Source organism: Gemmatimonadota bacterium (genome assembly GCA_026706345.1).
Classification (GTDB): Bacteria; JAAXHH01; JAAXHH01; order JAAXHH01; family JAAXHH01; genus JAAXHH01.
This window is the reverse complement of sequence record JAPOYX010000081.1, coordinates 41,707-64,905: the sequence shown is the minus strand read 5'-3', so window position 1 is coordinate 64,905 and position 23,199 is coordinate 41,707. Positions and strand designations below refer to the sequence as shown.

Sequence of the window (23,199 nt, the reverse complement as noted above, 5' to 3'; positions counted from 1 at the left end):
TGGTAGTCCAGGGGCCGGTGTTCCTGGCTCACCAGGCGTACTTCCTGGCTGATCTGACGCAGAAAGGGGATGCCCCCAGCCGTTTCGGAAGGGAAGGGGATATCGCCCGGCCCGCCGGGTGGGCTGAATACCGCGCCGAAGCCGCCGTCGATATCGCCGCGGGAGAAGCTCTCAAGCCGTTCCATGCCGGTCAGGGACACGAGTTGAAGCCCGCCCATCAGGTACCGCAACTCGACCGACATGCCGTGCGCGCTCAGTTCCTGGCTGTTGCGTCCGTCGATCGCGATACGGTCCCGGGAGAATCCTTTCACCAGGCCGCCCTGGCCGGGCTCGATGGCGTTGGCGCGGAACGCCCGCGCGGAGCCGTCCAGGTCGCGGGCGTGGATCTTGACCAGCGTTTCGAAATCCGCCGAGGGCTTCCAGCTCACCTGGAGGCGACCGGCCAGTTCCCGGTATCCGGCGAGGGCTTCATTCGGTCCGTCGTATTCGTTTTCCACCCAGTCGTCCCGCCGCTGAACCAGCACCGAGAGGCGCGCCGAGAGCCCGGATGATCCGAGCGGCCCGGATACCGCTCCTTCGAAAACGGTGCTGTTGAAGCGGCCGTAGCCCAGGCGGCCGAAACCTTCGAGTTCCCCGGTCGGCCGCGCCGATTCCAGCTTGACGATCCCAGCCGGCGTGTTCCGGCCGAACAGCGTGCCCTGGGGACCGCGCAGCACCTCAATCCGGTCCAGGTCGAAGGCGGGATAGCCCTTCAGCATGACGTTTTCCAGCACGATGCCGTCATAGACCACGGAAACAGGCTGGGAGGCATTCAGGTCGAAGTCGGTGTTGCCGAGGCCCCGTATGTAGATACGCGGAAAGACGCGGCCGTAGGAGGACTCCAGTTGCAGGCTGGGCACCCGGTTCGAAAGAAACCGCAGGTCCATGCCGGAAGCGCGAAGGGCGGTGGACTTCGTCTCCTGTATCGTGGACAGGGACAGCGGGACCTCGAAGGCGGGCTGCGCCCTTTTGCGCGCCGTGACCACGACTTCTTCCATCACGATGGCGGGTTCACCAGGCGGGCTCGCGCTTTCCGGGCCAGGCCGTTTGGATTGCCCGGAAGATCCGGACTGCTCGGGTTCTTCCGCCTCGCCGGCGCGGGGGGACTCGCTCGGGTTTCCAGGCGCCGGACGGTTATCCTGCGCGGCTGTCACACCGGCGATGAAGACAAAGACCAGACACAGGACCGCCCACAGTCCAGTGGAAATGCCAGAGTTCGCCGCACGCTGCCAGGTAGTTTCAGGGAAAGGAAACAAAACGCCGGTATGCATTGTTTTCGCCCCGGGTAGATGGATAGGATAGTAGATGAGCCGATACCAGCAGAAATCATTCGGCATGAACATCTGAATATCGAACCGGACTGGAAATCTGGATGGATCGATACGTCCTGTCAAGCCCAACGTCGCCGAATGGGGAAAGGCCTTGCCATGCAGCCTGATGACCGGGGCTGTCTCCTCGAAACCGCTTGTTGTCAGAAGCCGGCACCGGTATTTTCCGACACAACATACCCACCCCGTGACCAAGAGAATGGATGATCATGAAGACAATCAGCGCCATACCGGCCCTGTGCATATGCATGCTGGCGTTCCTGGCCTTCCCGCCGGAATCGGCCGCACTGGACCAGGAAGACGAAAGCCGCCGGGGATTCTATTTCGGCATGCAGGCCGGGGTATCCCTTCCCGGAGAGTACGAGTCCACGAGAACAAACACCAGGAGCATACCCACCAACTGCGATCAGTGGCTTCCCGGAGAGACGCTGAACGATGGAACCAGGGTTCCCCTGCCGCTGTCTGAGTGTTCGCCGCGCTTGTTTCCGGGGAGTCCCAACGGATTCGAACTGGGAGAGGGTATCCTGGCCGGTGTCCAGGCCGGGTATGTCCTGAGGGCCCTGCGTATCGAGGTCGAGTTTTTTCGCAGAGGCCAGAGCGGGGCGTTCCTGCCGCTGGTCATTCCGGGCGACGCGAAACAGGCCGAGTTCGTTGAACGCAGCGAGAAGATCAGCGATTTCCGGACGGATAATCTATTCGCGAATCTCTACTATGACTTCCGCGGCATGCTTTCACCCAACGCGACCCCGTACCTGGGCGTGGGCGCCGGGCTGGCACGTCAGAAGCTGTTTTATTCGGCGGTCTCCGTCCGGACCAACGACCGGGAGAGGATGCGGCAACTGGGACGCAATAGCCACGCCGCCGGGCTGGCATCGCTCGCCGATGCCAAGCTCTCGGACAGGATTTTCAGCTACCAGTTCCTCGCCGGCGTGGACTACGCGATGGACGAGCGATTTTCGGCTGGCCTGAAGCTGCGGTACGGAAGAGTTGGTGAGTTCCTGGATGGTGAAAACCCCTGGAGGTTGCTGCGGGGACACGAATCCACCGTGGGGCCGACTTCGGGAACCGGCTACGACATGCCCGTTCAATACGAGATCAAGGGGAGCCCTTCGCATTTCTGGGGCCTAACGCTGGGATTGCGGTATCACATCGGAGAGTAGAGGCGGACTGACTCTATGTCTGACTGGATTGGGCCGGCGAGGTGAAGGCCGGCCATCGCTTCGGCAGATTGCCTGACTCAAATAAAAAACGGGCGCCGGAACAGATTGCTCCGGCGCCCGTGTCGTTTCGTCGGGGATAGTTACCGCTTTACTGCTTTACGACGTTAGCGGCCTGAAATCCCTTGGGCCCTTCCGTGATATCGAACTCGACCGCATCACCTTCCGACAGGGACTTGAAACCCTCTCCCTGGATCGCGGAGTAGTGTACGAATACGTCATCGCCACCATCGTGCTCGATAAAACCGTAGCCCTTGTGGTCGTTGAACCACTTTACTTTACCGACTGCCAATATTGCTCACCACCTTTCAGGCATGTATAGATACATCTACAACGAAGTCTCTGTTCGACTTTCAACCCGCATATAGAAAAACGGCAGGACCGTTAGTTCTGATCCGTGCCGCATCGTCTGTTGTTTTACGATCATGCAGGAGACAGAGACAAATCCTGATAGTCAATAAATCATAACTCCCGGAAAAGTCAACACTTTTTTATTGTCGCACTTATCGTGGCGACAGATTCATCACCCTCTGGCTCAGTCTATCCCCTTATCCATCCTCACGCTTTACCTGCACCTCCATCAGCAGCCAGCCATCGGGATCGACCAGGAGATTCTCGGGCGCGGCGTCCAGTTTGAAGCGAAATTCTTGCGAACGGTCGAGAAGCTCGATTTGTTTGCGATCCTGCCGGTCTCCCGCCACGAAGGCGAGGGTTACGGGCAGCCTGAAGGGCTCCTGCCGATGCGCCTGGTTCAGTCGCACGGATACCTCCCCGTTCCGGTCATCCCAGGACCAGACCGCCTCGACCACGGGATGACCCGCACGGTAGATCCACTGGTCGAAGAACCACCCGAGATCTTCTCCAAGCCGGGTTTCCATGACGGACTGGAAATCCCGGGTCAGCACGGTCTGGTCACGGAATGTGGCGTAGAAATCCCGTATGCCCGCGAAGAAGGCCTCGTCGCCCATCAGGCCCCTGAGCATGTGGAGTACCAGCCCGCCCTTGCTGTAGTTGTATGCATTCAGCAGGTCGAACAGGTCGGTTATGCCCGGATTGAAGATGGGGGCCGGCGCGCGGCGGTTCGCATCGAAATACCGGGATCTGCTCCGGGCCAGCATTTCGTGAAACCGTTCGTCGCCGTCGGCTTCTTCGAAAAACAGGGCGCCGAAGTAGGTGGCGAACCCTTCACTGAGCCACAGGTGGTGCCAGTCGGATTCCGTCACCGAATCGCCGAACCACTGGTGGGCGATCTCGTGAGCGACCACGGCTTCGTTCCGTTTGGTGCCCGTTATGCTCCGTTCCGAAAAGAAGATGGCGCTGGCGTTCTCCATGCCGCCGAACCGGGTGGAAGACTGCACCAGCGCGAGTTTCGCGTAGGGATAGGGTCCGATCAGGCCGGTGTAGAAGGCCAGCATGTCCGTGGAGCGGGAAAAGTCCGCCGTTCCCGCGTCACGGTCACCGGGAAACAGGTAGTACGAAACAGGGATTCCCTGCCAGGACCCCGGCCGGACGATGGAAAAGCGCGCCGCTCCGACCACCATGCAGTACGTGGGTATGGGCGCGTCGGTTCTCCAGTGCGTCCGCTTGCGTTCCGGCGAGACGGCCGTCCTCTCCAGCATTCGGCCGTTGGCCACGACGTCGTACGCAGCGGGGGTGGTGACGATGAACTCGACCGTGGCCTTGTCATAGGGGTGGTCCACCCCGGGGAACCAGTGCCGGGCCCGGTTCGGCCAGTTGTCCGCGAACACCGACCGGTCGCCGAACTTGTTTGCCTGTATGAACAGCCCGTCCACGGGTTCGCCGCGATACGACACGATCACCGCGACCGTGTCACCCTCTGCGATGTCGTTCCCCAGCGTAATGCTCAACCGGTTGTTGCGATGCGCAAAAGCCGCGTTTTGTCCGCCCACCGTAACCCGCTCCACGGTGAGCGGGCCCAGGTCGAGGGGCAGGACGTTCCGGCCGACGGCCAGCATCTCCGCCAGGATCGTGGTCTCGCCCTGAATGGCCTTGCCTGTTTCGCCGATCTCCAGGCGGATCCGGTAGTGGAGTATATCCACGTCCTCCAGGCGGGGGTATCCGTCGTTGGCCGCGCCGGCATCGGGCGTGAGACCCCAGAGGAGCAGCGCCGCCGCGACAGTCCACCTGATGATCCATTTCTTCACGTTGTGTTCCTCCTTGACACGTCCCGCGGTCCGTCCCATATATTCACCGTTCACATCTATCCGAACCGACAGAGTTGATGGACATGGTCCGTCTTAACGACGACGACATCCGATTTTTCGTCCGCGAAGGCTACCTGGTCAAGCGCAACGTGCTGGATCCCGACCTGATGGCCCGGGGCAGGGAACGCATGTGGAGCAACCTGCCGCCGCCCCTCGAGCGCGGCAAGCCGGAAACCTGGATCGGACCCTTCGCCGAACCGGTGGACGACAGCGCCTCCCATCGCCACAACTTCATGTGGAAGTACCGGAAACCGGGCGGAGAGGACTGGATGGTCCGCCTCCTCGCCACCGATCCTTCCGTGATGGGCATGGCGGAGCAGTTGCTCGGGAAGGGCAAGCTGGTCGAGCCGGACCGGATCCGCGGCATTTACTGCGTCCTCCCCGAGGGCGCCAAGCCGCCCCGTCCCTTGGGTTGCCACGTGGACGCCCATCCCTTTCATCTCGGCGTCGTGGGGTACATTGACGACGTGGAGCCCGGCGGCGGCGGATTCACCGTATGGCCGGGCAGTCACCGGATTTTCTTCCGGGATTTCACGCGGCGCTATGTCTTCGACAAGACAGCCGAATACCTGGCCCACAAGGACGAGGTGAGCCAAATGCCCTACATGGACTGCCACGGCAAGGCCGGCGATATCGTGTTCTGGCACCACCGCATGGGCCATTCCGTCGGTCACAACCGGACGGGCCGGATCCGCCAGGCGGTCCTTTACGACTACAAGCGGGCGGACCTGGACGAGGACGCGCCTCCCGGCGACGACATGTGGGTGGACTGGCCCGGCGTCCGTGCCGTTTTAACACCTTGACATGCGAGTGGACTGGCCCGGCGTCCGCGCGTTTAACCTTTCCTGGTTTTTACTCGAAATACCGGCCCACGATCGGCTTCAGCTTCTCCAGCGTGGCGGCGGGCACCGAGCCGCGGTCGGAAACGATGGCGTTGGCCAGCGCGTTGTGACAGCGGCACGTGCTTTCCAGCGGAATGGCCGGCACGACGTGGCGGACCACCTGGCGCGCCTGTTCCACGTTCGCGTGCAGGTTCTCGATGATCATATCGACCGTGACGGAAGCGTGTTCCTCGTGCCAGCAGTCGTAGTCGGTGGAACACGCGATGGCGGCGTAGCAGATCTCCGCCTCCCGGGCGAGCTTGGCTTCCGGCGCCGCCGTCATCCCGATGACCGAAAACCCCCAGCCCCGGTAGACGTTCGACTCCGCCCTGGTAGAGAACTGCGGTCCTTCCATGCAGAGATAGGTTCCGCCGTCATGCACCGTCAGCCCCGTCGATTCGGCGCCGCCGACAAGCAAGCGGCGAAGCGGTCCGCAGAAGGGTTCGGCGAGTCCCACGTGCACCACGAGGCCGCTTCCGAAAAAGCTCGTCGTGCGATGCCGGGTATGGTCGTATAACTGGTCCGGTATGACGAAATCCCGCGGACGTATGTTCTCCTGGAGGCTGCCCACGGCGCTTACCGAGAGAATCCACCGGACGCCCAGCGTCTTCAGCGCGAAGATGTTCGCCCGCACGTTGATTTCAGACGGCGCGACGCGGTGGCCCCGGCCGTGGCGGGCCAGAAACGCCACGCGCCGGCCCTCGAGGGTGCCGGTCACGATGGCGTCACTCGGATCGCCGAAGGGGGTTTCGGGCCGCACTTCCTCAACGTCCGTCAGGCCCTCCATCCCGTAGAACCCCGTCCCGCCGATGACCGCGATCTGTGCTTCCGCCATTATAGCGCGCGTTCCTTTCCGTAATCCATATGCGTTCTACTGCTATGCCCCGCGCGGAGTCTCGCCCACTAAGAACTGACTGCGCGGTTCGATGATCAAGCGCTTCCGGGCGTTTCGGTGAGGATAAGATGAGAAAGCGTCTGGCGGGACGTCAAGGAACATCTTCGGATGGTTGTTCCATATATTCGTTCCACGGATGCAGGCGCGGGTCGGTGACAGGTCGGTAAGTGGATTTGCAACTTGACGTCTTTTCGACAATTGATCATATCAAGTGTACACTTCAAGGAGGAGTTATGAAAGCATCCATACTTGACCTGCGACGACGCATGAGAGACGTTCTGCTCGCGCTTGACCGTAACGAATCGGTTACCATTTTTTATCGCGGCAAAGAAAAGGCCATTCTTTCTCCCAGCCGGCATCGAACGGACAAATCCGTAAAAGACCATGAGGCGTTCGGGATGTGGCGAGACAGGAAAGAAACAGCCGATGTCGATACTTACGTACGCAATCTGAGAAAAGGCCGCCTGGATGATTTTTGATACCGATGTGTTGATTTGGGTTTTCAGGGGACACGAAGGGGCCGCGCAACTTGTCGAAGCTGCTGATGACCGCCGGATATCAATGGTTACCTACACGGAGTTCATCCAGGGTGTCAGAAATCGGCAGGAAATGAAGAAAATAAAGAATCTCCTCAATGATCTCGCCTTTCAGACTCTGCCTCTCACAGAAAACATCGGACACAGAGCGTCCGTCTATATGGAAGAATACACGCTCAAGACGGCGCTGTACCTGGCCGACGCCCTGATTGCGGCAACCGCAGTCGAACATCATTTGACCCTCTGCGCGGCCAATAGAAAACATTATCGGGAAATCAACGATCTCAATCTGAAGATCTTCCGTTCCTGACCACGTTCGCGATGGCCGATTTCCCGACATCTCATGCATGGCGTATCTCGGAGAAGCAACGACTTAGAGACTCCTGAAGGGACGCTCAAAGATAAAATCGATTAGTCCTTGACAACTTCCCCCGGCGGTTTATCTTGATCGGCGAGTTCAAGGATAGATGTACCCAGGAAGTTGCGTTTCGTCGACCGATCTTTCCGTACATCCAGTAATTCGGTTCAATGTCCTACCTTCCCCTTATCCTGCTCGTCGTCCTCGTCCTCCTCGTGGCGGCCGTAATCGTTACCCTTTCCTCTTTCATCGGCAGAAAAAAAACCAGTGCATCCAAGCTAGCGTCTTACGAATGCGGCGTTCCGATCAAGGATTCCGCGCGAAAGAACTTCTCCGTCAAGTTCTACCTGATCGCCATACTTTTCATCCTTTTCGACGTGGAGATCATTTACCTCTACCCATGGGCCGTGGTTTATAGCGATCTTCAGTTATACGGCGCCGCGGCCATGGGCGTGTTCTTCCTCCTGCTCGTCATCGGATTCCTATACGAATGGAAACGGGGAGCCCTTGAATGGGATTAGAAGACCAGTTACAGGAAAACGTCATGACCACCAAGGTCGACGAGATGGTCGGCTGGGCCCGTAAGAACTCCCTCTGGCCCATGCCCTTCGGCACCGCGTGCTGCGCCATTGAGCTCATGGCGACCCTGGCTTCCCGGTTCGACCTGGCCCGCTTCGGAGCCGAAGCCATCCGGTTTTCCCCCCGCCAGTCCGATCTGCTGATCGTTTCAGGGCGGGTATCCATCAAGATGATGCCCGTGCTGAAGAAGATCTATGACCAGATGCCAGAGCCCAAGTGGGTCATCTCCATGGGGGCCTGCGCCTCCTCCGGCGGCGTGTTCAATACCTATACGCTGGTCCAGGGCGTGGACCAGTACATCCCGGTGGACGTGTATATACCCGGCTGTCCGCCCAGACCCGAGAACGTCATCCAGGCGTTGATGAAGATCCAGGAGAAAGTCGCCCAGGCTAAAGCGAACTAATGAACAGAAAAGCCATCGCAGAGCTCTTGCTCGAGATCAAAGCCGTCACCATCAACGTCGAAGCGCCCTACCATTATAGTTCCGGTATCATCTCGCCGATATACTGCGACAACCGGCTGATCATTTCCTGCCTGGAAGAGCGCAAGGTGGTTATCGACGCCTTTCTCGAGATCATCGACGCGCTCGATACGCCTCCGGATGTCATCGCGGGAACCGCCACCGCCGCCATTCCCTTCGCGGCCTGGGTTTCCGACCGGCTGGACCTGCCGATGGTCTACGCGCGTTCGGGCCAGAAGGGGTACGGCAAGGAGCATCGGATCGAGGGCACGCTGGTTCCGGGCCAGAAGGTGCTGTTCACCGAAGACCTCGTCACTACGGGCGGGGGCGTCCTGAAGGCCGCCGAAGACGCGGTCAAATTCAACGTGGAAGTGATCGGCGTGGCCACCATATTCGAGTATGGCCTTCCCGCCGCCGCGGAGGGATTTCAGAACGCGGGTCTGCCGAAATGGAGCATGGCGGACTTCGTGACCATTCTGGACGTGATGAGCGAACGGGGCGAGCTTTCGGACGACGACCGGAATATCGCCATGGACTGGCAGGCGGATCCGCGGGGCTGGGGCAGCAAGATGGGGTTCGAATAAAAAGGGGACGAACGTGGATAACCAGGAGGAACTCCAGACCGAAGGCGTTGGCCGGCCCGAATCAGACCCGGGCGCAGTCGCGATGCGCATCCGGGCCCGGTTCGGCGACGCGTCGGTCCGCAGCGGCAACGCGGTGGGTTGCGAAAGCGTCGTCGCGGAGCGGGATACGCTTCTTCCGTTCATGATCTTCCTGAGAGACGATCCGGAACTATCCTTCGATTATCTCGTCGACGTGACCGTCGTGGACCGTCTGCGGCTCGACGAGGCCATCCGGTTCGCCGTGGTTTACCAGCTCTATTCCTACAAACATAACCGCCGTTTCAGCGTCAGCGTTCCCGTGCCGGAAGCGGATCCCCGGATCCAGTCGGTGGTATCCGTCTGGCCGGGCGCCAACTGGCTGGAGCGGGAGGCGTACGATATGTATGGGATCGTCTTCGAAGGCCATCCCGACCTGCGCCGAATCCTGATGCCCGATGATTTCGGTTCCTATCCCTTGCGGAAGGACTATCCCCTCCATGGCAGGGGGGAGAGAGACAACTTCGTTTTCTAGCGCTCACTGTTTACCCCGGTTATGCCGGACTGCCTGGACCGCCCATCCCGGGCGGATCGGACGGACCGGTCATTGGAAGCACGTACCGTGAATGCCACGCCGATCGACAAGCTCTCCGAGGCGGACCTCGAGGAAATCCGGAACGAACGGGTGACCTTCGAGCGCACGCCCGACATGCCCTCCGAGCACATGATCCTCAATTTCGGTCCCCAGCACCCGGCGACCCACGGGACGCTGCACATGGTGCTTGAACTGGACGGGGAAAAAGTCGCGGGCGCCACGCCGCACCTGGGCTACCTGCACACCGGCTTTGAGAAACTGGGCGAGTACCGGAGCTACAACCAGTTCGTGACCCTGACCGACCGGATGAATTACCTGTCCCCCCTCTGCAACAACATCGGATACACCCACGCGGTCGAGAAGCTGATGAACATCGAAATCACGCCGCGCTGTCGTGTGGTAAGGGTCGCCCTGGCCGAACTTTCCCGCCTCGCCGACCACCTGCTTTGCGTCGGTACGGCCGCTCTCGATATCGGGGCTTTCACCGCCTTCCTTTACGGATTCCGGGCGCGGGAAGTGCTGTACGACCTGTTCGAAGCGGTATGCGGCACCCGGCTCACCACCAGCTATACGCGCGTGGGCGGGCTCCTGCGTGACGTACCCGAAAACTTCGCGGAAATGGCGCGGGAGTCCGTGGACGAAACCCTGCGGGCCACCGCGGAAATCGACCGGCTCCTGACGCACAACCGCATCTGGCGCGACCGGACCGAAGGCGTGGGCGTCCTTTCCCCGGAAGACGCCGTGGCCTGGGGCGCCACGGGACCGGTGCTCAGGGCGTCCGGCGTCGAATGGGACATCCGGAAGAACGAGCCGTACCTCGGGTACGAAGCCTACGATTTCGACCTCCCCATCGGCCGCAACGGGGACGTGTACGACCGCTATCTCGTGCGGATGGAGGAGATCAGGCAGAGTGCGAAGATCATCCGTCAGGCCGTGGAGGACCTGCCTGCGGGATCCGTGAACGCCGAGGAGGAGCACGCCGTATTGCCCGAGAAATCGGAAGTGTACGAATCCATGGAATCGCTGATCTACCATTTCAAGATGACCATGGAAGGACACGGGCCGACGCCGCCGGTGGGCGAGGTATACGCCGCCACCGAGGCGCCGAACGGAGAACTCGGGTTTTTCATCGTCAGCGACGGCAGCCGGGAACCCTACCGGATCCGGGTGCGTCCGCCGTCGTTCGTGAACTTTTCGATGTTCCCCATGTTGATCAGGGGGCATATGCTATCGGACGTGGTGGCGGTACTGGGCAGCCTGAACGTCATCGCCGGAGAACTGGACCGCTAGATTGGCGACACCGCTTGAGTTTACGGACGCGGCACGGGAGCGCGCCGAGAAGATCCTGGGCCGATACCCCGAAGAATACAGGAAATCGGCCGTCGTGCCGCTCCTGCATCTCGCGCAGGAAGAGTGGGGATACATCTCGCCCGAGGCCATGGCCTGCGTGGCAAGGCTGATCGGCTGCTCGCCCGTCAAGGTCGCGGAGATCGCGACGTTCTATCCCATGTTCAACAAGGAACCCGTGGGCGAGCACATCCTGGCGGTCTGCCACACGCTTCCCTGCGCGCTGACCGGCTGCGCGGGCATTTTCGATCACCTGTCGGAAAAGCTCGGCGTCGGGCTCGGGGAAACCACGGCGGATGGCCGATTCACCCTGCGGAAGTCGGAGTGCCTCGCGGCCTGCGACCGGGGCCCGGTGCTCCTGGTCAACCGCCGTCTGCACACCCATCTCACCACGGATAAGGTCGACGAGATACTCGAAGGTCTGGGAGAGAGATAGCGTAATGGCCGCAAAGCTCGAAATCCTGACGGCACCGATCCCGGCGGGCGCCGACCCCGGCGACATCGACGCCTACATGGCCGGCGGCGGTTACGGCGTGGTACGGAAGGCGCTCACGGCCATGAGCCAGGCCGAGTTGATCGAGGAGATCAACGCCTCGGGCATCAAGGGCCGCGGCGGGGCCGGGTTCTCGACGGGGATGAAATGGAACCTGTGCGCCGATCGCTATCCCCGCTACCTGTGCGCCAACGCCGACGAAAGCGAACCGGGCAGCTTCAAGGACCGGCTCTTGCTGGAATCGAAGCCCCACCAGATCATCGAAGGCATGATCATCACCAGCTACGCCCTGGGGATCAACCTGGGCTACGTCTATATCCGGGGCGAGTTCTTCCAGATCATCGACCAGATGGAAGCCGCCCTCGAGGACGCCCGCAAGAACGGCTTTCTCGGTGCCAACATACTCGATACGGGCTTCGACCTGGAACTTTACGTCCATCCCGGAGCCGGAGCCTACATCTGCGGCGAAGAGACGGGACTGATCGAATCCCTCGAGGGCAACCGCCCCTACCCCCGGCTGAAGCCGCCGTATTTCCCCGCCGCCATCGGTCTCTGGGGCCAGCCCACGATCGTCAACAACGTAGAAACCATGGCCCAGATCACGACCATCGTCGAAATGGGCGCGGAGGCCTACAAGGCCATCGGCACGGAGGAGGATACCACCGGGCCGCGGCTCTTCGGCCTGTGCGGCCACGTGAAGAACCCCGGTATCTACGAGTACGATTCCGATGTCACGCTGCGGGAACTGATCTACGACGCGGCCGGCGGCATCCGGGACGACAACCGGCTGAAAGGCGTCATTCCGGGCGGTATCTCGGCGCCGATCCTGACGCCGGAGGAAATCGACACGCCCATGGGATTCGGCGCCCTGGGCAAGCTGGGGTCCATGGGCGGCACCGGCGGCATCATCGTGATGGACGAGACCACCAGCATGGTGGACGCCCTGCTCAACGCGTCGTCCTTCGCCGCCCACGAGTCCTGCGGCCAATGCACGCCCTGCCGCGAAGGGGTGCCCTGGATGAACGACATCCTGCGGCGGATCCGCAACGGACAGGGCCGCGAAGAGGACCTGGACCTGCTGCTCGATATCTGCAAGCAGATACACGGCCACACCGTCTGCGTATTCGGACAGGCGCCGGGCGTCTGGCCTGTACGCACGATACTCGTCAAGTACTGGCCCGAATTCAGGGCCTGCATCGAACGGAAAGAACTGGTCGTCCTGCCCGTGGAGGAATCGTACCTGCGGCCCGGCCAGTATGAACACATACCTCCCTTGCCCGGCAATTTCCGTCTAAAGACAGATGAAGCCGACGCGGCTGGATGAGATCCTCATGGCGACCATTACCATAGACGAACAGCAGTACACCGTGGAAGAGGGGCGCAACCTGATCGACGCCGCGGCGGACCTGGGCATCGACATCCCCCATTTCTGCTATCACCCGGGCCTGGCGCCGGACGGAAACTGCCGGATGTGCCTCACCGAGATGGAGATCCGGCCCGGACAGTTCGGCATCGTCACCTCGTGCACGATACGGATCAAGGACGGGATGAACTTCCGGTTCAATTCCCCGGCGGTACTGGACAACCGCAAGGGAATCATGGAGTTCCTGCTCATCAACCACCCCCTGGACTGCCCCTGGTGCGACCAGGCTGGGGAGTGCAAGCTGCAGGACCATTCCTTCGACCACGGCCGCGGCCACAGCCGGTTCGTCGAGACCAAGCGCGTCCCGCCGAAGAAGGACCTCGGTCCGCACATCACGCTGTACACGACGCGCTGCATCCTGTGCCAGCGCTGCACCCGTTTCTGCGACGAGATCTCGGGAACGTCGGAACTGGGCGTCGTCCAGATGGGAAGCAAGTCCGAGATCGCGACCTTCGAAGGCCTTCCCCTGGACAACAAGATGTCAGCGAACGTGGCGGACATCTGTCCCGTGGGCGCCCTGGTCACCAAGGATTTCCTCTACAAGCCCCGCATCTGGCATTATGAAAAGGTGGACACCGTGTGCCCGGGATGCGCCACGGGGTGCAACACCACGCTGGAAGTCCTGCACCAGAAGATCTACCGTACCAAGCCCCGGCACAACGAGGCGGTAAACGGGTACTGGATGTGCGACGAAGGGCGGTTCTGCTACCACGGCTGGCAGGACGCGGACCGGCTGACGGCGCCGCTGATGCGGGTGGACGGTGAACTCGTGCAGGCCACGTGGCCCGATGCCATGGACGCGGCCATCAGCGGCATCCGGGCCGTCCTGGACGGTGAAGGGGATTCCGCCATGGGGGTGGTCGGATCGTCCATGGCGACCAACGAGGAGAACTACCTGCTGTGCAAACTGGGCGCAGAGGCCTTCGGATCGCCTCGGACCGGCCTCGCCCGCAAGCCCGATGGAGAAGCGTGGACGTCGAAAAGCGGATTCCACATCGACGCGGACAGGACGCCCAACACCCGGGGCGCGAGTGACATGCTGGGCGCCGACTCGCTGGACGACCTCCTGCAGGGTATCGGCGACGGGACAATACAGGGGCTCTACGTGCTGGGCGGAGATATCGGCCAGACCCTGTCGCCGGAGGTGGCGGAGGCCTTCCGCAAGCTCGAATTTCTGGTGGTGCACGACATGCATCGCTCCGACCTCGCCGACCTGGCCGACGTGGTCTTCCCCGGGACGACTCCCTTCGAGAAGAACGGTACCATGACCAATGCGAAGGGCCGCGTGCAGCGGCTGAACCCCACCTTTCCACCGCCCGGCGGCGCGCGCGAGGACGGCGCGATACTCAGGTATGTGGGACAGCGCATGGGAGCCGACCTGGGTGGGACGGAGCCCGCAGAAATCCTGGAGGAAATCGCCGGCCGCGTGGAAGGATACACGGGACTCACCTATGACCTGATCGGCGATCAGGGCGCCATGAAGGGCGGCGAAGAACCGTCCGAGGCAGCGGGAGGTTAGTGGATTGGTCGTGGACCCCATAATCCTGGAAGGTGCCATCGCCCTGGTCAAAATCGGCATTCTGCTGGTGGTGGTGTTCACAACCGTTGCCTACCTCACCTTCATGGAACGCCGGGTGAGTGCCCTGATCCAGGACCGGCTCGGCCCCAATCGCGTCGGTCCCATGGGTCTGCTGCAGCCGCTGGCCGACGGCATCAAGTTCATGTGGAAGGAAGAGTTCATACCGGCAAACGCCGATCGTATCCTCTTCGCCATCGCTCCGGCCCTTATCCTCGTTCCCGCCCTGCTGATCTTCGCGGTGATTCCCGCGGGCGGCGAAGTGACCATTCCGGCTTTCGATCTCTTCGGCCTGCAGATCCAGGAAACCACGACCACGCTGCAGATCATCGATCTGAACGTCGGGATCCTGTATGTCCTGGGCATGACCTCCATAGCCGTGTACGGGATCGCCCTGGGCGGGTGGAGCGCCAACAACAAGTTCACCCTGCTGGGCGGGATACGGTCGTCGGCGCAGATGATCAGCTACGAGCTCTCGCTGGGCCTGTCGATCGTCGGCATCCTCATGCTCACGGGATCGCTGCAGATGAGCCAGATCGTCGCGGCGCAGGACGGGTTCCTCGACTGGTTCATCTTCCGCCAGCCGCTGGCCTTCGTGATCTTCGTTATCGCGGCCTTCGCCGAAAACAACCGCCTGCCTTTCGACCTGGTCGAATGCGAGCAGGAACTCGTCGGCGGCTACCACACGGAATACAGCAGCATGCGTTTCTCCATGTTCATGATCTCGGAATACGCCAGCATGATCGCGGCCTCCGCCCTGATGGCGACCCTCTTCTTCGGCGGATGGCACATGCCCTTCGAGGACCAGGTCGGGTCTGGCCTGGTGACGCTGTACCAGGTGGCGGGATTCCTGCTCAAGACGGGTTTCTTCCTTTTTGTCTATATCTGGGTGAGGTGGTCGCTGCCCCGGTTCCGGTACGACCAGCTGATGGCGATCGGATGGAAGGTGCTGCTGCCGCTGGCCCTGTTGAACGTCGTAATCACCGGTATCTGGATGCTGGTCTGATACGGGAGTGTGATCCATGGCAATCGTCGTTGAAGCGCGCAAGATGACCCTGTCGGAAAGGCTGTACCTGCCGGCGGTGATCAAGGGCATGCTCCTGACCCTCGCGCACCTCTTCAGGAAGAAGATTACGATGCAGTACCCGGAGGTGCAGAAGATCCTGCCGCCCGGCTACCGCGGCGCCCATCGGCTCAACAAGGACGACCAGGACCGGATCAAGTGCGTGGCGTGCGAAATGTGCGCCGTGGCCTGTCCCGCCGACTGCATCACCATAGAAGGCATGGAAACCGAGTGGAGCGACCGGGAGAAGATTCCCCGCACCTTCCAGATCGACATGCTCCGGTGCATATTCTGCGGCATGTGCGTAGAGGCCTGTCCCGAGGACGCCATCGACATGACGGACGACATCGATCTCGTGGCCACGACGCGGGAAGAGATGATCTGGGACCGTGAGCGCTTGCTGAAAAACTATGATGACACACGGGACCAGGAAGGCACGCTGGGCCAGGTCCTTCGAAAAAACCGGAAGCCCTTTACACGCCCCAGGGGAGATCAGCTTTCCAGTCCCGGGGGACCGGGCGGCCACTGAAAGGCCGGGGTCCGTGCCCCGACGAATACTATGGAACTCTACTTCTTCCTTTTTTTCGCCATCGTAGCCGTGGTGAGCAGCGTGGCGATGATCCTGCAGCGCAACCCGATCTACTGCGTGCTGTTGCTCATCATGGTCATGATCTCCATTGCCGGCCTGTACCTGATGCTGGATGCCCAGTTCGTCGCGATCATCCAGATCGTCGTGTACGCCGGCGCCATCATGGTCCTGTTCCTCTTCGTCATCATGCTGCTGAACCTGAGTCGCGAGGAAGGCGGGACGTTCCGGATCCAGAAACCGCTGGCCGTCATCCTGGCCGCGCTCCTGTTCCTTCCCGTGGCGGCCATGGTGATGTCTTACGCGGGCGGCGGAACGGCTTCGCCGGCGGACGGGGGCCAGGCCGGATACGGCGAAGTGGAACAGATCGGGTCTTTGCTTTTCACGAAGTACCTGCTGCCCGTGGAGATTGCGGCCGTCCTCCTGCTGATCGCCATCGTGGGGGCGGTGGTGCTGACCCGCAAGGGCACGGTTTCCGTGGGCGAATAAACGCTGGCTGTGATGGAACCGATCAATTCATGATCCCGATTTCCTACTATCTGATTCTGAGCGCGGTGCTCTTCCTGGTGGGCGCGACCGGCGTGCTGGTCCGGCGAAACGCCATTATCGTGCTCATGAGCATAGAATTGATGCTCAACGGGGCGAATCTGTCCTTCGTGGCCTTCGCCCGGCAGTTCGGCATGGCCGACGGTCACATCTACGTGTTCCTGGTGATTACGGTGGCGGCCGCCGAGGTGGCGATCGGCCTCGCCCTGGTGATCCTGCTGTTCCGCAATCGCGGAACGGTCAACATTGACGAGGTCCGGTCCCTGCGCTGGTAGTTCGCTGTCCGGCCTGATCGGCCTGTCCGGCCTGTCCGGCTTCTTTGAGAACGACATGACAGAATCCTTCAGCTACGTCTGGTTGATTCCGCTCCTGCCCCTGCTGGGTGCCTTCATCAACGTGTTCTGCAACCGGAACCCCAGGGTCTCCGGGATGATCGCCTGCGCCGCGGTTGCGGTATCCTTCCTGCTCGCGTTGGGCGTCTTCTTCCGGCTCATCGGGATGCCGGCGGGGGAGCGCAGCATCGACGTGGTCGTCTATTCGTGGATTACGGCGGGAACCTTCGCGGTGGACGTGGCCTTCCTGATCGATCCGCTGTCGACGGTCATGATGCTGGTCGTGACGGGCGTCGGACTGCTGATCCACGTCTATTCCATCGGATACATGGGCAAGGATACCTGCTGCGTCCGGTATTTCTCCTACCTGAACCTGTTCATGTTCGCCATGCTCATCCTCGTGATGGGCAACAACTTCCTGCTGATGTTCGTCGGCTGGGAAGGAGTCGGACTCTGTTCCTATCTGCTGATCGGATTCTGGTGCGAACGGCAGTCCGCGGCGAACGCGGGCATGAAGGCCTTCGTGGTGAACCGCGTCGGCGATTTCGCCTTCATCCTCGGCCTGCTCATGATATTCCTGTTCGCCGGATCGCTCACCTACGCCGACGTGTTCGCGACGGACCCGGCCGTACTCGCGCCGGTCGTCACGGCGATCACCCTGCTGCTCTTCATCGGGGCCATGGGCAAGTCCGCCCAGGTGCCCCTCCACGTCTGGCTGCCCGACGCCATGGAAGGCCCCACGCCGGTCAGCGCGCTGATCCACGCGGCCACCATGGTGACCGCGGGCGTGTACATGGTGGCCCGCTGTCACGCGCTCTTCGTGCAGTCCGCCACGGTCATGACCGTCGTGGCCGTCATCGGCGCGGTCACGGCCGTATTCGCCGCGTACATCGCCCTGACCCAGTTCGATATCAAGCGCGTCCTGGCCTATTCCACCGTGAGCCAGCTGGGGTACATGTTTCTGGCCTGCGGCGTCGGATATTTCACCGCGGGCATCTTCCATCTGGTCACTCACGCGTTCTTCAAGGCCCTGCTGTTCATGGGCGCGGGCAGCGTCATTCACGTCCTGGAACACGCCCTGGAAGACGGCAAGGATCCACAGGACCTGCGCAACATGGGCGGCCTCAGCGGCCTCATGCCGGTGACCTACAAATCCATGCTGCTGGCCACCCTTGCCATCGCGGGGATCGCGCCTTTCGCGGGTTTCTTCAGCAAGGACCTGATCCTCCTGGGCGCCTTCGTCAACGCCCCCGTACTGTGGTTTGTGGGGTTGATCACCGCGGTGATGACCTCCTTCTACATGTTCCGGCTGCTCTTCATGACCTTCGGCGGCAAAACCCGGCTGAACGCGCAGGAAACGGAGAAGGTGCACGAATCGTCCCGGGTCATGACCATACCGCTGGTCCTGCTGGCCATGCTGTCCACCGTGGGCGGATTCATCGGCATTCCCCACGTGTTCGCGTCCGGCATGGACCGTTTCGGCGAGTTTCTGGCCCCCGTGTTTTCCGGACTGACGGAAGTGCCGGTTCCGTCCTCGAGCGTCGAGATGGCCCTGATGGTCCTGACCCTGCTTCTGGCCGCGGCCGGCATCTGGGGCGCTTATGCCGTGTACATCCGCGGCAACACGGTTTTCGACCGCCTGGTTCCTCGTGCGCTGTACACGCTTTCGCTGAGGAAGTTCTACGTCGACGAGATTTATGATGCCCTGATCGTCGGGCCGCTCAGGAAGATCGCCTGGGGATTCTGGCGTATCGTGGATACCGCGATCATCGACGGAGGGCTGACCCTGGCCGCCCTCACGGTGCGCGGCGTGGGCAGCGTGATCCGGTACACGCAAACGGGTGTCGTACAGAACTACGCGCTGATCATGCTCGTCGGCGCACTGGTGGTATTCGCCTACCTCACCGGTTACCTGGGACCGTAGCCGAAGGATTAGAAGGTGCTCTTCATGACCGATCTGCCCCTGCTTTCCCTCATCATCTGGCTGCCCGTACTCGGCGCGGTGCTCCTCCTCGTCGTCAAAGGAGACACGGCCGCCAGGTGGGTGGGGTTCGGCGTCTCCGCCCTGGTGCTCGTCCTATTTGCGGCCTGTTTCGGCGCATTCAAGTCCCACGTGGGCGATCCGCAGTTCGTGGAGCGCATACCCTGGATCGAGTCCCTTGGCGTGTCCTATCACGTCGGGGCGGACGGCATCAGCATCCTCCTCGCCGGGATCACCGCACTCATGTGGCCCCTGGCGCTGCTCGGTACCTGGACGATCGTAAGCGAGCGGGTGCGGGCCTACCAGGTCTTCATGCTGCTGATGGAAACCACGCTGATGGGCGTGTTCTTCTCCCTCGACCTGTTCCTGTTCTTCCTCTTCTGGGAAGGCATGCTGATCCCCATGTACTTTCTGATCGGCATCTGGGGTTACGAAAACAGCGCCCGGGCGGCCCTGAAGTTCTTCCTGTTCGCCGTGTTCGGCAGCCTGCTGATGCTGGCCGCGGTCATCACGCTGGCCTTTCTCTATCACCAGGCCCATGGGGTTCTCACCTTCGAGATGGCCGCGCTGTACCAGCTTGCCATCCCTCCGGAAGTTCAGTTCTGGCTCGCCCTCGCCTTCATCGCCGCCTTCGCGGTGAAGGTGCCCATGGTGCCCTTTCATACGTGGTTGCCCGATGCTATCGTCCTTGCCGTGGTACTCGTCAAGATGGCGGCCTACGGGTTCATTCGCCTGACCCTTCCCCTGTTTCCCGATGCCCTGGCCGAGCTGGCGCCCCTGATGTGCGCGGTGGCCGCGGCCGGAATCGTCTACGGCGCCCTGATCGCCCTGGCACAGTCGGATATCCGGAGGCTGATCGCCTATTCGACGATCAGTCACGCGGGGTTTGTGGTGCTGGGCGTTTTCGCCCTGAACCAGCACGGCATCCAGGGCGCGGTCGTTCACATCGTCAGCCTGGCGCTCTCCACGGGCGGACTTTTCCTGGCGGCCATGATGCTCGCGCAGCGCCGGGATTCCTGGGACATGGAATCGTACGGCGGGCTGTGGCATACGATACCGGTTTTCTCCGCGTTCCTGCTTGTATTCACCCTGGCCTCCGTCGGCCTGCCGGGCCTGAGCAATTTCGTCGGGGAATTCCTCATTCTGGTCGGCGTGTTTCAGAAACACGTGGTGATCGCGGTAGTCGCCGCCACCGGAATCATCCTGGCGGCCGCCTACATGCTCAGGATGTACAGGAAGGTCGTCTTCGGTCCGTTGACCAGGGAAGAGAATCGGGGAATCAAGGACCTGTCGTTTCGGGAGTCGGCCGTGCTGGCCTGCATGACGCTCTTCATCGTCTGGATCGGGGTGTATCCCAATCCATTCCTGCGGACCATGGAGGCCTCGGTGCAGAAACTGCTGGTCCAGACCCACCGGCTGGCCGAGACGCCGCCTGCCGGCATGCCCCGGACATCCATCGAATCGGCGTTGCCGCCGGACGGAACAACCCGGTTACCCATCGAATCGGCGTCGCTGCCGGCCAGCCTGGACGGCCTGGACGCGACCCGTGAAACCGGCCAGGATACGCCATGAATACGGTACTGCCCGCGATCAATCTCTACGCCGTGATGCCGCAGATCTTCCTCGTGTCCGCCGCGACCGTGGTCCTGATCATCGGCCTGTTCGAGCGGTTTCGCAAGGGCATCCCCTACCTGAGCCTGCTGCTCCTGGCGGTCTCCGGCGTGGTTGCCGTGAACCAGCTGGGACAGGGCCCCGTCGCCTTCTCGGACACGTCGCCCATGATGGTGATGGACGACTTCAGCCTGGTGGCCACCCTGGTGTTCATCGCCGGCGCCGTGCTGACCGTACTGATTTCCATCTCCTATGCCGAAGCCCGTTCGATCGACCGCGGGGAGTACTACGCGCTGCTGATCTACGCCGTATCGGGCATGAGCATGATGGCGGCGAGTACCGACCTCTTCTCCTTCTTCCTGGGCCTGGAAGTGCTCTCCATCTCGCTCTACGTGCTGATCGGCTTCGAACAGCGGGACGCGGGTTCGAACGAAGGCGCGTTGAAGTACTTCCTGCTGGGCGCCTTCGCCAGCGGGTTCATTCTATACGGCATGGCCCTGCTCTACGGCGCCAGCGGCAGCACCGGGTACGGCGCCATAGCGCGTACCCTGGCCGGGGAGCGAAGCGACGCCGTGAATCTCCTGCTGCTCGGCGGACTGGGCCTGCTCCTGGTCGGCATCGGATTCAAGATCTCCATGGTCCCGTTCCACGCTTGGACCCCGGACGTGTACCAAGGCGCTCCGACCCCCGTCGCCGCCTTTCTGTCCACCGGCTCCAAGGCCGCCGCCTTCGTAGTGTTGATACGGCTGCTCGTGACGGTCTTCCCCGGGCTTCAGATGGAGTGGATCCCGCTGATTTCGGTGCTGGCCGTCCTCACGATTGCCGTCGGCAACATCGTGGCGCTGGTACAGACCAACCTGAAACGGCTGCTGGCCTATTCGAGCATCGCCCACGCCGGCTATATGCTGCTGCCGTTCGTGTCGAACAGCCAGGACGGAAGCGCGAGCATCATCTTCTACCTGATCGTATACACGGCGATGAATCTGGGCGCCTTCGGCGTGCTGGCCGTGCTCTCGGCCCGCGGAGCTGAATGCGCGACACTGGATGACCTGGCCGGCCTGGGCAGCCGCCATCCCCTCCTCGCCGCGGTCATGGCCGTGGTCATGTTCTCCCTGGCCGGCATACCGCCCACGGCCGGGTTCATGGCAAAGTTCTACCTCTTCAGCGCGGTGGTGACCGGGGGATATATCGCGCTGGCGGTGATCGGCCTGCTGTTCAGCGGCGTATCGCTATACTATTACCTCCGTGTCGTGGTCTGGATGTACATGCGGCCCGCGGCTGGAGCGCCCGCCGAGGCGGTCGGGCGTCTGTCCTTCAGCGGCATGACCGCGCTCTGTCTCTCCGCCCTGGCCATTCTGGCCATGGGCGTTTTCCCCTCGGAATTGCTGCAACTGGCCGAACGGGCGGTCGTGACGCTGCCGTAACCCCTTCCTTTCCGCCACCCCCCGCCCCTGCGCCCAAACCGGCGAATTGGGTTGACTTTCAGGCGGTTTTGCGCCATATATTCATGTATTCCAGCGGGCCGTACCGTGTAGCCAATCGGGGGTATTCATAGACTTCAGGACCATCAGCGCGCCGGTACAGGGGCATCTCGACGAGTTTGAATGCAAGATCAGGGAGATATCCCAGTCCGACGTGGAAGTCATCAACCAGATCTGGTCCCACCTGGTTCGTACCAAGGGCAAGCGGCTGAGACCCGCACTGGTTTTCCTGTCCGCTTCGGCATACGGCTCGCCGTGCAGAGAGACCATGCTGGCGGCGTTCATTATCGAACTTTGCCATACCGCGACGCTGATACACGATGACGTGGTGGACCGGGCTACGACCCGTCGCGGATTGCCCACGCTGAATTCCATCTGGGACAATCACGTCTCGGTGCTCATGGGCGACAACGTCATCGCCAGGGTGTTGACGCTGATCGCGAAGCTGGACTGTTCGAGGATCACGTCGAAAATCGCGGAATGCGTCGAACGGCTTACCGAGGGCGAATTGCACCAGGCCATACGCCGGTTCAACATCAAGACTTCGGAGACCGAGTACTATCGCATCATTAGCAACAAGACGTCTTCACTCATCGCGTGCGGCTGCGACTCCGGGGCCTTTCTTACGAGCCGTTCGACCGAAACGGCCTGCCGGTTCGGCGCCTTCGGCGAGAAGCTCGGCATGGCTTTCCAGATTACCGACGACATCCTGAATTTCACGGGAGACGAAGACGTCATCGGCAAACCGAGGGGGAACGATTTTCGGGAGGGCACGGTTACCCTGCCGCTCATCCATGCCCTGGGGAACGCTTCGACCGACGGAAGCAGGCGCGTGGAGCAGTTGCTTGAAGCCGAGTGGAGCGAAGGGGTCTGCGATGAAATCGTCGACTTCGTGCATGTGCACGACGGCATCCGCTACGCGAGGAGCAAGGCGCTGGAATACGCCGAAGAGGCCAAGGCGATCCTCGTCGACGAACCGGAGAGCCCGGCGAAACATGCGCTGTTGAACATGGTTGATTACGCCATTGAACGGGATCGATGACGCGTG

Annotated in this window: 24 protein-coding genes; 20 read left to right on the top strand and 4 right to left on the bottom strand. The window is 61.6% G+C overall.

Translation table 11 applies throughout. The annotated features are described in order from the left end of the window. On the bottom strand, nt 1-1,037 hold a 1,037-nt coding region (locus OXG98_06590), incomplete at its 3' end, for a TonB-dependent receptor plug domain-containing protein (GenBank protein ID MCY3771670.1). A gap of 539 nt (nt 1,038-1,576) precedes the next feature. Between OXG98_06590 and OXG98_06585 the strand changes: the two genes are divergently transcribed. After that, nucleotides 1,577-2,527: a hypothetical protein gene (locus OXG98_06585; GenBank protein ID MCY3771669.1), complete on the top strand. Its 951-nt coding sequence runs from the start codon at nt 1,577-1,579 to the stop codon at nt 2,525-2,527. 148 nt (nt 2,528-2,675) lie between these two features. On the opposite strand, the gene OXG98_06580 is transcribed toward OXG98_06585, so the two are convergent. Together OXG98_06580 and OXG98_06575 are read right to left on the bottom strand one after the other, a co-directional pair. After that, nucleotides 2,676-2,876, bottom strand: coding sequence for a cold shock domain-containing protein (locus tag OXG98_06580; protein MCY3771668.1), 201 nt, complete (start codon nt 2,874-2,876; stop codon nt 2,676-2,678). A 256-nt stretch (nt 2,877-3,132) separates the two neighbouring features. Beyond that, a complete protein-coding gene (locus OXG98_06575; protein MCY3771667.1) occupies nt 3,133-4,749 on the bottom strand; it encodes a M1 family metallopeptidase in 1,617 nt (538 codons plus the stop codon). A gap of 83 nt (nt 4,750-4,832) precedes the next feature. Between OXG98_06575 and OXG98_06570 the strand changes: the two genes are divergently transcribed. Further along, nucleotides 4,833-5,612 carry a phytanoyl-CoA dioxygenase family protein gene (locus OXG98_06570; GenBank protein MCY3771666.1) on the top strand — a complete coding sequence of 260 codons (780 nt, stop codon included), beginning with the start codon at nt 4,833-4,835 and terminating at the stop codon, nt 5,610-5,612. 49 nt (nt 5,613-5,661) lie between these two features. On the opposite strand, the gene mtnP is transcribed toward OXG98_06570, so the two are convergent. Beyond that, the gene (gene mtnP / locus OXG98_06565) at nt 5,662-6,525 is read right to left on the bottom strand and encodes an S-methyl-5'-thioadenosine phosphorylase (GenBank protein ID MCY3771665.1); all 864 of its coding nucleotides are present in this window, start codon (nt 6,523-6,525) and stop codon (nt 5,662-5,664) included. 293 nt (nt 6,526-6,818) lie between these two features. Here mtnP and OXG98_06560 point away from each other — a divergent pair, with 293 nt between their 5' ends. From OXG98_06560 to OXG98_06475, 18 genes are all read left to right on the top strand, one after another. Beyond that, a complete protein-coding gene (locus OXG98_06560; GenBank protein MCY3771664.1) occupies nt 6,819-7,064 on the top strand; it encodes a type II toxin-antitoxin system Phd/YefM family antitoxin in 246 nt (81 codons plus the stop codon). Next, a complete protein-coding gene (locus tag OXG98_06555) occupies nt 7,054-7,431 on the top strand; it encodes a type II toxin-antitoxin system VapC family toxin (GenBank protein ID MCY3771663.1) in 378 nt (125 codons plus the stop codon). Before OXG98_06560 ends, OXG98_06555 begins: the two co-directional genes overlap by 11 nt. Nucleotides 7,432-7,649: 218 nt before the next feature. Then, nucleotides 7,650-8,000: an NADH-quinone oxidoreductase subunit A gene (locus OXG98_06550; protein MCY3771662.1), complete on the top strand. Its 351-nt coding sequence runs from the start codon at nt 7,650-7,652 to the stop codon at nt 7,998-8,000. Beyond that, nucleotides 7,991-8,461 (top strand): NADH-quinone oxidoreductase subunit B, encoded by a 471-nt coding sequence (locus OXG98_06545; GenBank protein MCY3771661.1) that lies wholly within the window; start codon nt 7,991-7,993, stop codon nt 8,459-8,461. The genes OXG98_06550 and OXG98_06545 overlap by 10 nt, the downstream gene beginning before the upstream one ends. Further along, nucleotides 8,461-9,102, top strand: a complete 642-nt coding sequence (locus OXG98_06540; protein MCY3771660.1) for an orotate phosphoribosyltransferase — start codon at nt 8,461-8,463, stop codon at nt 9,100-9,102. The genes OXG98_06545 and OXG98_06540 overlap by 1 nt, the downstream gene beginning before the upstream one ends. 13 nt (nt 9,103-9,115) lie before the next feature. Continuing rightward, nucleotides 9,116-9,652 carry an NADH-quinone oxidoreductase subunit C gene (locus tag OXG98_06535; protein MCY3771659.1) on the top strand — a complete coding sequence of 179 codons (537 nt, stop codon included), beginning with the start codon at nt 9,116-9,118 and terminating at the stop codon, nt 9,650-9,652. A gap of 72 nt (nt 9,653-9,724) precedes the next feature. Further along, on the top strand, nt 9,725-11,002 hold the full coding sequence (gene nuoD, locus OXG98_06530; protein ID MCY3771658.1) for an NADH dehydrogenase (quinone) subunit D: 1,278 nt from the start codon (nt 9,725-9,727) through the stop codon (nt 11,000-11,002). A gap of 1 nt (nt 11,003) precedes the next feature. Then, nucleotides 11,004-11,495 carry an NAD(P)H-dependent oxidoreductase subunit E gene (locus OXG98_06525; protein MCY3771657.1) on the top strand — a complete coding sequence of 164 codons (492 nt, stop codon included), beginning with the start codon at nt 11,004-11,006 and terminating at the stop codon, nt 11,493-11,495. Between the two features lie 4 nt (nt 11,496-11,499). Further along, nucleotides 11,500-12,876 (top strand): NADH-quinone oxidoreductase subunit NuoF, encoded by a 1,377-nt coding sequence (gene nuoF / locus OXG98_06520; GenBank protein MCY3771656.1) that lies wholly within the window; start codon nt 11,500-11,502, stop codon nt 12,874-12,876. 7 nt (nt 12,877-12,883) lie between these two features. Then, the gene (locus OXG98_06515; protein MCY3771655.1) at nt 12,884-14,494 is read left to right on the top strand and encodes a molybdopterin-dependent oxidoreductase; all 1,611 of its coding nucleotides are present in this window, start codon (nt 12,884-12,886) and stop codon (nt 14,492-14,494) included. Nucleotides 14,495-14,504: 10 nt separating this feature from the next. Then, nucleotides 14,505-15,557, top strand: coding sequence for an NADH-quinone oxidoreductase subunit NuoH (gene nuoH, locus OXG98_06510; GenBank protein ID MCY3771654.1), 1,053 nt, complete (start codon nt 14,505-14,507; stop codon nt 15,555-15,557). Between the two features lie 16 nt (nt 15,558-15,573). Then, nucleotides 15,574-16,143: an NADH-quinone oxidoreductase subunit I gene (locus OXG98_06505; GenBank protein ID MCY3771653.1), complete on the top strand. Its 570-nt coding sequence runs from the start codon at nt 15,574-15,576 to the stop codon at nt 16,141-16,143. Between the two features lie 30 nt (nt 16,144-16,173). After that, nucleotides 16,174-16,689: an NADH-quinone oxidoreductase subunit J gene (locus tag OXG98_06500; GenBank protein MCY3771652.1), complete on the top strand. Its 516-nt coding sequence runs from the start codon at nt 16,174-16,176 to the stop codon at nt 16,687-16,689. 29 nt (nt 16,690-16,718) lie between these two features. Continuing rightward, a complete protein-coding gene (gene nuoK, locus OXG98_06495) occupies nt 16,719-17,021 on the top strand; it encodes an NADH-quinone oxidoreductase subunit NuoK (GenBank protein ID MCY3771651.1) in 303 nt (100 codons plus the stop codon). A 55-nt stretch (nt 17,022-17,076) separates the two neighbouring features. Continuing rightward, nucleotides 17,077-19,002: an NADH-quinone oxidoreductase subunit L gene (gene nuoL, locus OXG98_06490; GenBank protein MCY3771650.1), complete on the top strand. Its 1,926-nt coding sequence runs from the start codon at nt 17,077-17,079 to the stop codon at nt 19,000-19,002. A 24-nt stretch (nt 19,003-19,026) separates the two neighbouring features. After that, nucleotides 19,027-20,631, top strand: coding sequence for an NADH-quinone oxidoreductase subunit M (locus tag OXG98_06485; protein ID MCY3771649.1), 1,605 nt, complete (start codon nt 19,027-19,029; stop codon nt 20,629-20,631). Then, nucleotides 20,628-22,094 carry an NADH-quinone oxidoreductase subunit N gene (locus OXG98_06480; protein ID MCY3771648.1) on the top strand — a complete coding sequence of 489 codons (1,467 nt, stop codon included), beginning with the start codon at nt 20,628-20,630 and terminating at the stop codon, nt 22,092-22,094. The genes OXG98_06485 and OXG98_06480 overlap by 4 nt, the downstream gene beginning before the upstream one ends. A 211-nt stretch (nt 22,095-22,305) precedes the next feature. Beyond that, complete coding sequence (locus tag OXG98_06475) at nt 22,306-23,193, top strand: polyprenyl synthetase family protein (protein MCY3771647.1); 888 nt, start codon at nt 22,306-22,308, stop codon at nt 23,191-23,193. Nucleotides 23,194-23,199 lie beyond the last annotated feature (6 nt).